We start from the raw sequence: 13,437 nt of genomic DNA on the forward strand, positions 1-13,437 counted from the left end.
GCACCGACAACAATCGGCGAGCACGACCGGGCGCATAGCGATTACCCTGGATGGGTGGACACGCAGCAGGAGCAGCCGAACGGGGGCGTCGATGTGCCGGCGCTCGCCGCGCCACTGCGTGCCCGGCTCGCCGCGATCTGTGCCGATGCGCTCGCCGTGATCCCGCGCGGGGAGTTGTCCACCCAGGTGCGCACCGTCGCCGGATTCGCCCCGGCCAAACGGGCGAGCGCGGGGGAGTCGGTGCTGCTCGCCGCGCTCGGCGAGGGGGACCGGTTCCGCGAACTCGTGCTGGAGTGGGCGCGGGAGAACCGCCCGGACGCGCTGGAGGTCTCCGCGCCGGACCCGGTGCACGCCGCGGCCGCCGCGGTGCTCACCGCCGATCCGGCCGCCGCGCATCTGGCCGCCTTCGTGGCGATGCGCGCCGCCGATTCGAGCATGCGTGCCGAACGGGACGGGGCGCTGGCCAAGCTCGAACGGCTCTCCGGTGAACTGGCCGAGCTACGGGCCGCCAGGACCGAGCGCGGGGACGGCAACGCCGAGGCCGACAAACTGCGCTCCCGGCTGCGCGAGAAGGGCACCCAGCTGCGGGCCGCGCGCGATGAGGCGGACGCCGCGAGTGCCGCGCTGGCCGAGGTCCGCGCGGAGGCCGAGCTCGAGGTCAAGCGGATCGCCGCGGAACGGGACGCCGAGCGCGCGCGTGCCGAGGCCGAACGGGAACGTGCCGAGACCGCGCGGCAGGAAGTGCGGGCCGCGCGCCTGGCCGCCCGCCAGGCGCGAGAGGCCGACGAGACCCGGCTCGCCCTGCTCGTCGAGACGATCGAGGGTGCCGCCGCCGGGCTGCGCGGTGAGCTCGGGATCGGGGAACTCGGGATGCGGCCCGCCGACCTCGTCGAAGGTGCGGGCATCGCGTACGGCCGCAGCACCCAGCTCCGGGATGTCGGCGCGCTGGACTCGCTGCTACGGATGCCCGCGGCGCACCTGATCGTGGACGGCTACAACGTCACCAAGACCGGGTACCCCGAACTGTCCCTCGCCGACCAGCGGGACCGGATCGCGCGCCAGCTCGCCGCGCTGGCCGCACGCACCGGGGCGGAGATCACCCTCGCGTTCGACGGTGCCGGGGTCACCGCGCACAAGGTGTGGCCGCGCGGCGTGCGGGTGCTGTTCTCCGATCCGGGGGTGCTCGCCGACGACGTGATCAAGAACCTGGTCGCGGCCGAACCGGGCGGGCGCCCGCTCGTCGTGGCGACCTCGGACAAGGACGTGGTCCGCGCGGTGCGGGGCAGGGGCGCGCATGCCGTGTCCTCCGCGGTGCTCGTCTCCCGGCTCTCCCGCGTCTGAGCGGTCGCTGAGCAGCGGGTTCCTGGTGAGGAACCCGGAACTGTCGGTGGTCGCTCCTATCGTGACGGCGGAAACACCACAAGGCCGGAACGAGGAGGACGAGATGATCATCGACTGCGAGCGGTGCCCGGTCCGCGGCAAGGCGTGCGAGGACTGCGTGGTGAGCGTGCTGTTCGGCGGGCCGCCCGCCGCGGAGCCGGAAACCCCGCTCGGCGCGGGACTCGACGCGGAGCACCGGCGCGCGATCGAGGTGCTCGCCGAGGCGGGCATGGTCTCGAAAGTACGCGCGCTCCCACTGACGGTGATCGACGAATCGGGAAAGCGACAGCGGGCCGGATAGGGTACGCGCGTTCGTCGCGTGGGAGTGTCCGTTCAGCGCAAGATCGCGACATAACCCACCCCAAGCTGGACGCTGCGGGGGTTGTTTCGTAACCTGTTCGAGACCTCGCGGAGGACGGTCGTCACAACGACGGCGACGCGAGTTCACCGCCGTTCGGTTGTCGGGGACCGGGTAGGCATCGGGCGCGTTCACGGCGCACCAGTCGGGCACGTTTTGTTCGTGTGTGGGACGGTGCTGGCCTCGAGCGGGTCTCGGTGTCCGCAGGCGGTCGGATAGCCGAAGGAGTATTCCGCACGTGGCGCAGCAACGACTCCAGCGCACCACTCGTGGCGCACTGGCCGCCACCGCCGTCGCCGCGGCGGTCGGCATGGTCGGACTACCGGCGTCGGCACAGCCGAACGACACGTCGACCCCGGACAACCCCGCCGACGCGCTTAAGCAGTACAAGCAGCTCACCACCGAGGCCGAGAAGGTTCAGCAGTCCTACCTGAAGGCCAAGGACGACCTCGACGCGCGCAAGGCCGAGCTGGACAAGGCCAAGGCGGACGAGGCCAAGGCCGAGCAGGCGGTGCAGGACGCGCAGAAGCAGGAGAGCCAGTTCCGCGGACAGGTCGACAAGCTGTCCAACGCGACCTACCAGGGCGCGCGGTTCTCCAAGCTCTCCGTTCTGATGACCGGAGCCTCCCCGCGGGACTTCCTCGACCGGGCCTCGGCGATCCAGGTCATCTCCTCCGACAACGACGAATCGCTGCAGCGGCTCGCCGGCGCCACCAAGCGTGCGCAGCAGGCGAAGGGCGCCACCCTGGACGCGCAGAAGCGCGCCGAGGACGCCAAGAACTCCGCGGCGCAGCTGATCTCGGACATCAAGGAGAAGCACGAATCGGTGCAGCGCCAGATCAGCACCGTCAAGGAAGCGCTCGACAAGCTCAGCCCCGGACTGCAGAGCTCGATGAAGCAGGGCAGCGGGGACAGCGGCGTGTACATTCCGGGCTCCGGGATCGGCGGCAAGGCGATGCAGGCCGCGCTCGGGCAGATCGGTGTCCCGTACGTGTGGGGCGGCACCAGCCCGTCCGGTTTCGACTGCTCCGGGCTGACCTCCTGGGCGTTCAAGCAGGCCGGCTACTCGCTTCCGCGTTCCTCGCAGGCGCAGGCCAGCGCGGGCAAGGAGGTTTCGCGCAGCGAGCTGCAGCCGGGTGACCTGGTGTTCTTCGGCAGCCCCGTGCACCACGTCGGCATCTACGTCGGCGACGGGAAGATGGTCAACGCCCCGAACTTCGGCCAGAACGTGCAAGTGGAGCCGCTGCAGAGTGACTACTCCGGCGCGCGCCGCATCGGCTGACCGAACCGGCACAGCAACCATAGAGCCCCGTGGTCGATGACCGCGGGGCTACTATGTCGCGCGTGAGCACGCCCCGGCCATCGAACAAGGTGGCGATCCGACGCGGCCTGATCGGCGCCGTGATCCTCGTCGTGCTCCTCGCCGCGATCTTCGTACTGCTCGGCTACGTCCGGCAGGCGCAGCCGAGCGCCGCACCGCCGAATCCGCGGCCCGCCCCGGTGGCGGCGCAGCCGAGCAGCAAGCCGAGTGAGGCGGCCCGGCCGGCGCCGCGTATCCGCGAGGTCCGCGAACTGCTGCGCGGCCGGGCCGAGGCGGTGCGCACCGGGAACCGCGCGGCTTTCCTCGCCGGGATCGACCCCGCGGCACCCGAAGCCTTCCGTGCGGCCCAGTCCAGGCTCTTCGACAATCTGCGCGGGGTGCCGCTGGCCACCTGGTACTACGAACTCGATCCCCGATTCGCCACCGACCCGGCCGGGCTGGCACCGCAGCCGGGTGACCCGGACGAGCTCTGGGCGCCCAAGGTCGAGCTGGGCTACGCGCTCGCCGGGATCGATGAGCGCCCGACCACCCGGCCGATGGGATACCTGTTCGCCCGCAAGGGAAACCACTGGTACCTGAGCTCGGACACCGCGCTCGGTCCCGGCAAGACCTGGCGCGGTCCCTGGGACTACGGGCCGTGCCAGACCTTGCGGACCCAGTCCGGACTGGTGCTGTACCACCAGGCGGGCAAGGCGAGCGCCCAGGCCGTCGGCGCGCAACTGGACGCCGCGGTGCGCGCGGTCACCGCGGTCTGGGGCAACGGCTGGTCGCGCAAGGTCGCCGTGTTCGTCCCGGGCGGCGCCGAGGAACTGCGCTCGCTCGTCGGGCCGGAATTCGCGGCGAACACGATCGCCGCGGTCGCCGTCGCCGATTCGGTGAACGCCCGCGAACACGTTGCCACCGGCCAGCGCGTGGTGCTCAATCCGGACGGCGCCGCGCAGCTGTCCCCGCAAGCGCTGTCGATCGTGCTGCGCCACGAGATCACCCATATCGCCGCGCGCAAGGACACCGTGGACGGTGCGCCGATGTGGCTGACCGAGGGCTTCGCCGACTACGTCGGGTACGTCTCGAGCGGGATCCCGGTGGCCAAGGCCGCGCCCGATCTGGCCGCCGAGGTGCGCGACGGGGATGTGCCGGAAGAACTGCCCGCGGACACGGATTTCCAGGCCGATGCGAACACCCTCGATCTCGCCTACCAACAGGGCTGGACCCTGTGCGCCTCGATCAGCGCGCGGTACGGGCAGCCGAAGCTGGTGCGGTTCTTCCTGGATGTGTCCCGCCTCGGCAAGATCGACGAGGCGCGGCTCGGCCGGATCACCCAGCGCGATCTCGGCGTGGACCTGGACGGGCTGGTGCGCAACTGGCAGGGATACCTGCATTCCGTGCTGCGATGACCCGGCCATGACCACCAGGACTCTGCTCGTCACGAACGACTTCCCGCCCGCGCTCGGTGGCATTCAGTCCTATGTGGACGAATTGGCGCGCAGGCTGGACCCCGCCTCGCTGGTGGTACTCGGCCCGCACGCGGAAGATGCCGCCGAACACGATGCCCGCCTGCCATTCCCGGTCGTCCGGCACACCGGGATGCTGTTGCCCACGCGGCCGGTGCTGCACACCGCGCGGCGGCTGCTCGCCGAGCACGACTGCCGCGCTGTCTGGTTCGGCGCGGCGGCCCCGCTCGGCCTGCTGGCCGCCCCGTTGCGCCGGGCCGGGGCGCGCCGGATCGTGGCCAGTACGCACGGCCACGAGGTGGGCTGGTCGATGCTGCCGGGTGCCCGTTCGGTGCTGCGGCGCATCGGGGAACACACCGATGCGGTCACCTTCGTCAGCCACTACACCCGGTCCAGGATCGCCTCGGCGTTCGGCCCGGCTACCGGATTCGAGTACCTCCCGCCCGCCGTCGACACCGCACGGTTCCGTCCCGATCCCTTGGCGGGCAAGCGAATCCGGCTGCGACTCGGGCTCGGCGAGCAGCGCGTGGTGCTGTGCCTTTCCCGCCTGGTGCCGCGCAAGGGAGTCGACACCCTGCTCGCCGCGCTGCCCGGGGTCCTCGCAGCCGCACCGGATACCGTGCTGCTCGTCGCCGGAACCGGGCGCGACACCCCGCGGCTGCGCGGCCTTGCCGACCGTGCCGGGCTCGGTGATCGGGTCGTCTTCGCGGGCGCGGTGCCCCAGAGCGAGCTCGCCGACTGGTACAACGCCGCCGATGTGTTCGCGATGCCGTGCCGCACCAGGGGACTCGGGCTCGACGTGGAAGGTTTCGGGATGGTCTTCCTCGAGGCGGCCGCGTGCGGGATCCCCGTGGTGGCCGGAAATTCCGGTGGCGCACCGGAAAGCGTGCGCACGGGGGAGACCGGATTCACCGTGGACGGGCGGGACACCGGCGCGGTGACCCGGGCCGTGCTGCGTGCGCTCGAGGCACGCGGGATGGGCGCGGCGGGCCGGGAACGGGTGCTCGAACACTGGAGCTGGGAGCAGCGGGCGCGCCGGCTCGCCGAACTGCTCGAGGGCTAGCGCCGAAATCCGGCACGGCGACGGCATCCGGTGGCTTTGACAGGACCGATCTCACCCACTAGCTTCCATGGAGACTAATGAACGGGGTTCATTCGAGCCCATGAACGGCGCGGGAGGTAGGGGGATGCGTTCCGCCCGGCCCGGTCGTCCTGGATGCCGGGGGCCTCGATGACCCTCGACCTCGTACCGGAGGCCACGATGCCTCCGGGGCACCGGCTGCGCTCCACACATGTACTGCTCGATCGCGCGGTCCCGGTGCGGGTCGTCGATGATCCGTACGCGAGCGTGCTCGCCCTGGCCTGTGCCGGGCTCCGGGACCGCGCCCTCGGCCGGGATTCGGTGTTCGCCAGGGCCTGTTCGGTGCTGCGCGCGGAGAGCCTCGTCGCGCTCGGCCGGGTCGTCGAGCCCGGTGCGTCCCTGTCCCCGGACTGCCTGACGCCGGTCGTGGACCTCACCGCGTCGACCATGTCCGCCGGGAAAGCGATGCGCGAACACCTCGATCGACTGCGTTCGACCTCGGCCGCCGAACTCGGTGCGGATGTCGAGCAGACCTTCGACGGCCATCCGCCGCCGCACTGGGACGCGATCCGGTCCGCGCCACGCAGGTGGTTGCACGAGCTGACCGATGGGCTGGAACTGCTCTGGGAGGTCGTGGCCGCCGAATGGGATCGCCAGCGTGGGCTGCGCGAGGAGGAGGCTCAGCGGATCGGTCAGGCCGCGGTGACCGGTTCGCTGGATGTGGCGCTCGCCGCCGCCCATCCCCGAGGGCGCACCGCCCCGTCCGGCTTCGAGTTCCCGGATCCCGACGGCATCGACAGCCGGATCGGCCGGCGCACCCTGCTGCTCAATCCGCTGCTGGCCGGTTTGCACCTGACGGTGGCCAATCTCGACCGCCCGGATGAGGTCTACTTCGCCTATCCGGCCCGTCCGCGACCGGGAGGTGGCCCCGATCCGGACGCCGATGCGGAACTCGACGCGCTCCTGTCCACGCCACGTGCCCAACTGCTGCGCCTCGCCGAGCACGATCGCGTGATGTCCGAACTGGCCCGTGCCACGCATCTCACCCCGGCCGCGGTGACCCATCACATCGATTGGCTCGTCCGCTGCGGACTGGTCGTGCGGCACCGGGAAGGGCGCATGGTCCGGGTGACCACCACCGCGCGCGGCCGCAGGCTCCTCGCGCTGTACGGATCGTTCGCCGGGCGGGAGGTCCGGTCAGGGGCCTTCGGGTAGGGCCGCGGCCTCGGCGACCGCCGAAACCACGCGCACACAGCGCTCGCGCAGCTCCGCGTGGTCGACATTCGCGCCGTCGATCACGGCGATCCCGGCCGCGGCGAGGTAGGCGAGCCAGCCGCGCACGAGGACCCCGGTCAGTGGTGTGTTCTCCGCGCCGAACATCGTCAGCAAGCCGTCGACGAGCCCGGCGTCGAACCGCTCGAGCACTTCGCGAACCGGGGCCGCCGAGGAGGCGGAACCGCGATACATCGAGATGTACCACTGCGGGCGCTGCGCGGCGAACTCGAGATAGGCGTCGATCGCCGCGCGCGCACCGTCGATGGAATCGAGCGCGGGATCCGGCCGGCACCGTTCGGCGAGGTCCGCGAGCCGGTCGGCGACCACCGCGGCGAAGAACGACACCTTGTCCGGGAAGTAGCGGTACAGCAGGCCCCGGGAGATACCGGCGGCCCTGGCGATCGTGCCGATGCCGACCTCGTCGTAGCGGTGCTCGGTGAACAACCGGATGCCGGTCTCCATCAGCAGGGCGCGCCGTTCCCCGACGTCCAGGCGGACTCGCTGTGCGCTCGCGGGCTTGTCGCGGAGCAGGTCGTCGGGCGGCGGGGTGGCTGATGACATCCTCGGCCCACCATAGCCGTTTCCGCTCGCGATCACGCGACACCGGCCCCGCACGACAGTTGCACACATAGCGATACATGCATATGATTGCCGTAGTGGGACGATGAAGGGGGTGACCCGGATGGGCGCTGGACACGGACATGGGCACGCGAGCGGGGAATCGGACAAACGGTGGCTGGCCGGTGCCCTGGCGGTCATCGGTGTTTTCATGCTCGGCGAGGTCGTCGCCGGTTTGCTCGCCGGATCGCTCGCGCTGCTCTCGGATGCCGCGCACATGCTCACCGACGCCGCCTCGATCGCGCTGGCGCTGTGGGCGATCCGGCTCGCCGCGCGCCCCGCCTCGGGCCGGATGACCTATGGCTGGAAGCGCGCGGAAATCCTTTCGGCACAAGCGAACGGGATCACCCTGCTGGTGCTCGCCGCCTGGCTGACCTATGAGGCGATCACCCGGCTGATCGATCCGCCGGAGGTCACCGGCTCACTGGTGCTGATCGTGGCCCTGCTCGGGGTCGTGGTGAACCTGATCGCCACCTGGATGATCAGCAAGGCCAACCGGTCCAGCCTGAACGTGGAGGGCGCATTCCAGCACATTCTCAACGACCTGTTCGCGTTCCTCGCCACCGCGGTCGCCGGACTGGTCATGCTGCTGACCGGGTTCGCCCGCGCCGACGCGATCGCCTCACTGGTCGTGGTCGCCCTGATGGTCAAGGCCGGAGTCGGACTGGTCCGCGATTCGAGCCGGATCTTCCTGGAGGCAGCGCCCGCCGGTCTGGACCCGGACACGATCGGCGCGCTGCTCGCCGACCGGCCGCATGTCGCCGAGGTGCACGACCTGCACGTCTGGGAGATCACCTCGGGAATGCCCGCGCTGTCCGCGCATGTGCTGATCACCCCGGGCGAGGACTGCCATGCCGTGCGGGCGGATCTGGCGCGGCTGCTGGCCGCCGAACACGCCATCGAGCACGCCACGCTGCAGGTGGACCACGTCCGGCCGGGCGAGGCAGGCCCGGTGCACTGCGAGGAAGCGCACGGCGCCGTGTACCGGAGTGTGTGAGCGGCCGGGCGCGGTGCTCAGAGGTTCATCTTCTGGAAGCGGCGCACCGAAAGCGGGGCGAACACGGCGATGAGCGCGATCGACCACAACAGGATCGTGGCCACCGGATGCTGCATCGACCAGGCCGTGCTCGAACTCAGCCCGGGATTGCCGAACAACACCCGGCAGGATTCCACGAGCGCGCTCACCGGATTCCAGTCCGCGATGGCGCGCAACCAGGCGGGCATGTTCCCGGTCGGCACGAAGGTGTTCGAAATCATCGTCAGCGGCATGAAAAGCGGGGCGAGCCGTTCCGCGGTGGTGACATTGCGGACCAGCGAGCCGAGAAAGATGCCGAGCCAGATCATCCCGAACGCGAAGAGCAGGATGACCCCGAATCCCGCCGCCACACTCCAGAATCCGGTGTGTGCCGTCCATCCGGTCGCCCAGCCGCACAGCGCGGTGACCACGAGCCCGAGGGTGTAGTTGATCAGCTCCGCGCCGCTGGTGCCGACCGGGACCGCGGAACGCGAGGCGGGCATCGAACGGAACCGGTCCATGACGCCGAGCTGATTGTCGTTCGCCATTTTCTGCATGATTCCGGCGAACGAGGCCGCGGCCCCCATGGCGAACAGTCCCGGCATCAGGAATTCGCGGTAGTTCCCGCCGCCCGGAATGGGAATCGCGCTGCCGAATATGTAGCCGAAGATCAGGATCATCGACAGCGGGAACATGATGGTGCCGATGATCTCGCCGGGGGAGTGCTTGAACCGCAACAGGTTCCGCAGGATCATGGTCGCGCTGTCGGCGAAAAGGTCGTAGAGCGCACCGCGTTCACGGCGCGGGACGGCGATGCTCGTCATGTCCTGTCCTCTGTCATCTCGGTTTCGTTGCGTGCCAAGGATTTCTGCTCGCCGGTCAGGCGCAGGAACACCTCGTCGAGCGTGGGATGGCGCAGCGCGAGGTCGCTGATCGCCACCCCGCTCTCGTGCAGCACGAGGGTGACCTTGGGCAGTGGCACCGTTTTCGTGTCCAGTACGGCGGTGACCCGGCGTTCGTCCGCGACGACCTCCGGCTCGGTACCGGTGAGGGTGCGCAGTTCCCGCGCCACGGTGGCGAGCTGATCGACGTGTTCGACGGTGACATCCAGATGCGCGCCGATGGTGGCCTTGAGGTTGCCCGGGGTGTCGTCCGCGACCGCGGTCCCGGTGTCGATCACCACGATGTTGTTCGCGAGCTGGTCGGCCTCGTCGAGGTACTGGGTGGTGAGCAGCACCGTGGTGCCGTCGGTGACCAGTCCGCGCACGGCTTCCCAGACCTCGTTGCGGCTACGCGGATCCAGCCCGGTCGTCGGCTCGTCGAGGAAGAGCACATCCGGGGCCACGATCAGGCTCGCGATCAGGTCGAGGCGCCTGCGCATCCCGCCGGAGTACCCCTTGACCTGACGGTCGCCCGCCTTGGCCAGATCGAACCGCTCGAGCAGTTCGTCCGCCCGTGCCCGCGCCGACCGGGCCGAGAGGTGGTACAGCCTGCCGAAGATGCGCAGGTTCTCCCGCCCGGTGAGGGTCTCGTCCAGTGCGGCGTGCTGCCCGGCGAGCCCGATCCGCTTGCGTACCGCCATCGGATCGCGGACCACGTCGTGCCCGGCGATCAGCGCGGTGCCGGAATCGGGCCGCAGCAGGGTGGCGAGCACCCGCACCGCGGTCGTCTTGCCCGCCCCGTTCGGCCCGAGCAGCCCGCACACCGTGCCGGGTGCGACGTCGAACCGCAGGTCTCGAAGGGCGTGGGTGCTGCCGAAGTGCTTGTTCAGCCCTTCGACGCGCACGATCGGTTCGGTCATTTCTTCCCCAAGGTAGGACTTGCGCGCCATAGGTGAGTACTGCGTACGCTATTAACAAGCTAGCTTAGTGGGTACAACGTACGCAAGGAGGTTTTCGTGTCGGGGTCCGAGGACGAGGTCATCTGGCTGCGGCCGGAGAAACCCACGCGTGGCAAGGCTCCCGCGTACAACCGGGCCGATATCGCCGCGGCCGGAGTGCGGATCGCCGATGCCGTGGGGCTCGACGGGCTCTCCATGCGCAAGGTGGCCGCGGAGCTCGGCGCGGGAACCATGTCGCTGTACCGCTACGTGCGCAGCAAGGACGAACTGCTCGCGCTGATGGTGGACTCGATTCTGGGGGATCCGGAGAGCTGGCCGGGCGATTACCGGGACTGGGCGGGCGTGCTGCGGTTGTGCGCGCACGGCAGCAGAACGGCGGTGCTGGAGCATCCGTGGTTCCCGGTCGCCTCGGCCTACGCCAATCCACCCGGGCCGAACATGTTGCGGGCCATGGAACACATGATGGCCGCGCTGGACCGGCCGGGACTGCGGATCGACGAGCTCTTCCAGATCGTCACCACGGTGATGACCTTCGCGCAGGGGTACGCGCAGAACGAGCTCGCCGAACGCGCGGCGGGGTTCAGTGCCGGACCGGTCGAGGAGACCACCACCGAGGCCGAGAAGCGCTACATGGTGCGCATGGCCGAGTCCGGGGAATACCCGTTCCTTTCCCGGCTCATCGCCGAGGCACGGACCCCGCACCAGGACGCCGATGCCCAGTTCGACGCGATGCTCGACTGGGTGATCGAGGGCATCCTGGCGCGGGTGCGTGCCTACGTCGATCTCTAGGAGTAGATCGCTTTGATGTCCTCTGCCCGGATGTCGGTGACCACCCCGCGGCGCAGTTTCAGCGAGGGGGTCAGCTCACCCGAGTCGATGGTGAAATCGTTGGGCAGCACGCGGAACTTCTTGATTGACTCGGCGTGCGAGACCGCCGTATTGGCCTGGTCCACGGCCTCCTGCAGCTCCTTGTTCAGCTCGGGATCGTCGATCAGGTCGCCGACCTTCGCGTTGGGATCCTTGCCGTGCCTGGATTTCCAGCCGGTGAGGAACTCCTCGTCGATCGTGATCAGCGCGGCGATGAACGGCTGCTTGTCCCCGACGACCATGCACTGGGAGATGAGCGGGTGCGCGCGCAGTCCGTCCTCGAGCACGGCGGGGGAGACGTTCTTGCCGCCCGCGGTGACGATGAGTTCCTTCTTGCGCCCGGTGATGCGCAGGAAGCCCTCGGAGTCGATGCTGCCGAGATCCCCGGTGTGGAACCAGCGATCGGTCAGCGCGGTCGCGCTCGCCTCCTCGTTGCCCCAGTAACCGCGGAACACCACATCGCTTTTCACCAGCACCTCGCCGTCCTCGGCGATGCGCACCGAGGTACCGGCGATCGGGCGCCCCACGGTGCCGATCTTGCTGTGCTGCTCGGTGTTCACCGCGGCGGCCGCGGAGGTCTCGGTGAGCCCGTAGCCTTCGTAGACCGGGATGCCGACGCCGCGGAAGAAGTGCGCGAGCCGTTCGCCGAGCGGTGCGCCGCCGGACACGGTTCCGGTGCACCGGCCACCGAGCGCGGCCCGCAGCTTGGCGTACACCAGCCGGTCGAACACCGCGTGCTTGGCCCGCAGTGCCAGGCTCGGCGAACCGCTCTCCTTCGCCTTGGAGTACTCCACGGCGACCGCCTCCGCGGCGTCGAAGATCTTGCCCTTACCGCCGTCGTGTGCGCGCTGCCGCGCGGAGTTGTACACCTTCTCGAACACCCGGGGCACGGCGACGATGAAGGTGGGCCGGAACCCGCGGAGGTCGTCGAGCAGATTGCTGACATCCGGGGTGTGCCCCATGGTCAGCCTGGTGTAGACGCCGGTCAGCGCGATCGCGCGGGCCAGGACGTGGGCCAGCGGCAGGAAGATCAGCTGTGAGTTGCCCGACTGCATCAGCCGGGGGAAGGAGTTCGCGTTCGCCCGCACTTCGGCGAGCAGATTGCGGTGGGTGAGCTCGCAGCCCTTGGGCCGCCCCGTGGTGCCCGAGGTGTAGACCAGGGTGGCCAGGTCGTCGGCGCCGAGGCTGCGCCTGCGTTCGCGCACTGTGTCCCCGCTCACCTCGGCGCCCGCGCCGGTGAGCTCGGCGACCGCGCCCGGTTCCCCCTCGATCTGCCACACGCGGTCGACGCCGTCGACCCTGCCGAGCACCCCGTCCAGCACGCTGTGGTGCGCATCGGTCTCCACGAACACCGCGCGGGCCCCGGAGTCGGCGAGGATCCACTCGATCTGGTCGGCCGAGGAAGTGTCGTAGATCGGCACGGTGACCGCGCCCGCGGTCCAGATCGCGAAATCGATCAGGGTCCACTCGTACCGGGTCTTGGCGAGCAGCCCGATCCGGTCACCGGTCTCGATCCCGGCCGCGATCAGGCCCTTGGCCACCCCGGTCACCTCGGCGGCGAACTGCGCGGCCGTGACGTCCACCCAGGAATGGCCGACCCGCCTGCGGAAGGCGATCGTGCTGGCGAATCGTTCCGCGTTGGCGAAGATCATGTCGGTGAGGTTCTCCCGCTCGTCGACCTCACCGATGCTCGCCGCCGTGTACTCCTGCATCGTCGCAACCTCCCGGGACGTGACTGTGTCCGCACCAGCGCAACTTACCGGCCGGTAATACCAGTGTTCCACCGTGGTGTCCCAGATCGCTTCCCGGGGACAGGGATACTGGGCACATGCCAACGGTGGACATCGTCGACGAGACCTTTCTACTCGTGCCGCCGGCCGTGCTCGCGGCCACCTACGCCGACCCGGATGTGTGGCGGGAATGCTGGCCCGACCTGCGGCTCGAGGTCTACGCCGACCGGGGCGAGGAGGGGCTGCGGTGGACGGTGACCGGTGCGCTGGTCGGCACCCAGGAGGTGTGGCTCGAACCGATGCTGGACGGCACCCTGGCGCACTACTTCCTGCGCGCGGACCCGCCGCCGGACCGGAACTGGAGCCCGGCGATGGTGCGCCGGGTGATCACCGCGCGCCAGGTCGCGGCGAAGGCGGTGTCCCTGCGGCTCAAGCGAACCCTGGAAGCGGGACGGCGCCCCGGTTGCCCACCGCCGCAGTGAACCCTTCGGTAACCTCGCG

13 protein-coding genes are annotated in these 13,437 nt (G+C 69.9%); 9 read left to right on the forward strand and 4 right to left on the reverse strand.

The genetic code is table 11. The annotated features are described in order from the left end of the window. Nucleotides 1-54 precede the first annotated feature (54 nt). From AD72_RS17930 to AD72_RS17955, 6 genes are all read left to right on the forward strand, one after another. Nucleotides 55-1,341 (forward strand): NYN domain-containing protein, encoded by a 1,287-nt coding sequence (locus AD72_RS17930; RefSeq protein WP_031467680.1) that lies wholly within the window; start codon nucleotides 55-57, stop codon nucleotides 1,339-1,341. Between the two features lie 103 nt (nucleotides 1,342-1,444). After that, entirely contained in the window at nucleotides 1,445-1,681 is a 237-nt protein-coding gene (locus AD72_RS17935) for a hypothetical protein (RefSeq protein ID WP_031467681.1), read from the forward strand. A gap of 295 nt (nucleotides 1,682-1,976) precedes the next feature. Beyond that, a complete protein-coding gene (locus AD72_RS17940; protein ID WP_031467682.1) occupies nucleotides 1,977-3,020 on the forward strand; it encodes an NlpC/P60 family protein in 1,044 nt (347 codons plus the stop codon). A 62-nt stretch (nucleotides 3,021-3,082) separates the two neighbouring features. Further along, nucleotides 3,083-4,453, forward strand: coding sequence for a gluzincin family metallopeptidase (locus AD72_RS17945; protein ID WP_156365248.1), 1,371 nt, complete (start codon nucleotides 3,083-3,085; stop codon nucleotides 4,451-4,453). Nucleotides 4,454-4,460: 7 nt separating this feature from the next. Continuing rightward, complete coding sequence (locus tag AD72_RS17950; protein ID WP_031467684.1) at nucleotides 4,461-5,573, forward strand: glycosyltransferase family 4 protein; 1,113 nt, start codon at nucleotides 4,461-4,463, stop codon at nucleotides 5,571-5,573. Between the two features lie 168 nt (nucleotides 5,574-5,741). Beyond that, nucleotides 5,742-6,806, forward strand: a complete 1,065-nt coding sequence (locus AD72_RS17955) for a helix-turn-helix domain-containing protein (protein WP_031467685.1) — start codon at nucleotides 5,742-5,744, stop codon at nucleotides 6,804-6,806. On the opposite strand, the gene AD72_RS36655 is transcribed toward AD72_RS17955, so the two are convergent. Beyond that, complete coding sequence (locus tag AD72_RS36655; protein WP_051898739.1) at nucleotides 6,789-7,427, reverse strand: TetR/AcrR family transcriptional regulator; 639 nt, start codon at nucleotides 7,425-7,427, stop codon at nucleotides 6,789-6,791. The genes AD72_RS17955 and AD72_RS36655 overlap by 18 nt on opposite strands. 121 nt (nucleotides 7,428-7,548) lie before the next feature. Between AD72_RS36655 and AD72_RS17965 the strand changes: the two genes are divergently transcribed. Then, entirely contained in the window at nucleotides 7,549-8,481 is a 933-nt protein-coding gene (locus AD72_RS17965) for a cation diffusion facilitator family transporter (RefSeq protein WP_031467687.1), read from the forward strand. 17 nt (nucleotides 8,482-8,498) lie between these two features. Here the strand turns inward: AD72_RS17965 and AD72_RS17970 are convergent, their stop codons facing one another. Together AD72_RS17970 and AD72_RS17975 are read right to left on the reverse strand one after the other, a co-directional pair. Beyond that, on the reverse strand, nucleotides 8,499-9,323 hold the full coding sequence (locus tag AD72_RS17970) for an ABC transporter permease (RefSeq protein WP_031467688.1): 825 nt from the start codon (nucleotides 9,321-9,323) through the stop codon (nucleotides 8,499-8,501). After that, a complete protein-coding gene (locus tag AD72_RS17975) occupies nucleotides 9,320-10,300 on the reverse strand; it encodes a daunorubicin resistance protein DrrA family ABC transporter ATP-binding protein (protein WP_031467689.1) in 981 nt (326 codons plus the stop codon). The genes AD72_RS17970 and AD72_RS17975 overlap by 4 nt, the downstream gene beginning before the upstream one ends. A gap of 96 nt (nucleotides 10,301-10,396) precedes the next feature. Between AD72_RS17975 and AD72_RS17980 the strand changes: the two genes are divergently transcribed. Next, the gene (locus tag AD72_RS17980) at nucleotides 10,397-11,128 is read left to right on the forward strand and encodes a TetR/AcrR family transcriptional regulator (RefSeq protein ID WP_031467690.1); all 732 of its coding nucleotides are present in this window, start codon (nucleotides 10,397-10,399) and stop codon (nucleotides 11,126-11,128) included. Here AD72_RS17980 and AD72_RS17985 read toward each other — a convergent pair. Further along, on the reverse strand, nucleotides 11,125-12,918 hold the full coding sequence (locus AD72_RS17985) for an AMP-dependent synthetase/ligase (protein ID WP_031467691.1): 1,794 nt from the start codon (nucleotides 12,916-12,918) through the stop codon (nucleotides 11,125-11,127). The genes AD72_RS17980 and AD72_RS17985 overlap by 4 nt on opposite strands. A 116-nt stretch (nucleotides 12,919-13,034) precedes the next feature. Between AD72_RS17985 and AD72_RS17990 the strand changes: the two genes are divergently transcribed. Then, nucleotides 13,035-13,418 carry a hypothetical protein gene (locus AD72_RS17990; RefSeq protein ID WP_031467692.1) on the forward strand — a complete coding sequence of 128 codons (384 nt, stop codon included), beginning with the start codon at nucleotides 13,035-13,037 and terminating at the stop codon, nucleotides 13,416-13,418. Nucleotides 13,419-13,437: the final 19 nt, after the last annotated feature.

The sequence above is a fragment of the Sciscionella sediminilitoris genome, from assembly GCF_000737195.2.
In the GTDB taxonomy this organism is placed as follows: Bacteria; Actinomycetota; Actinomycetes; order Mycobacteriales; family Pseudonocardiaceae; genus Sciscionella; species Sciscionella sediminilitoris.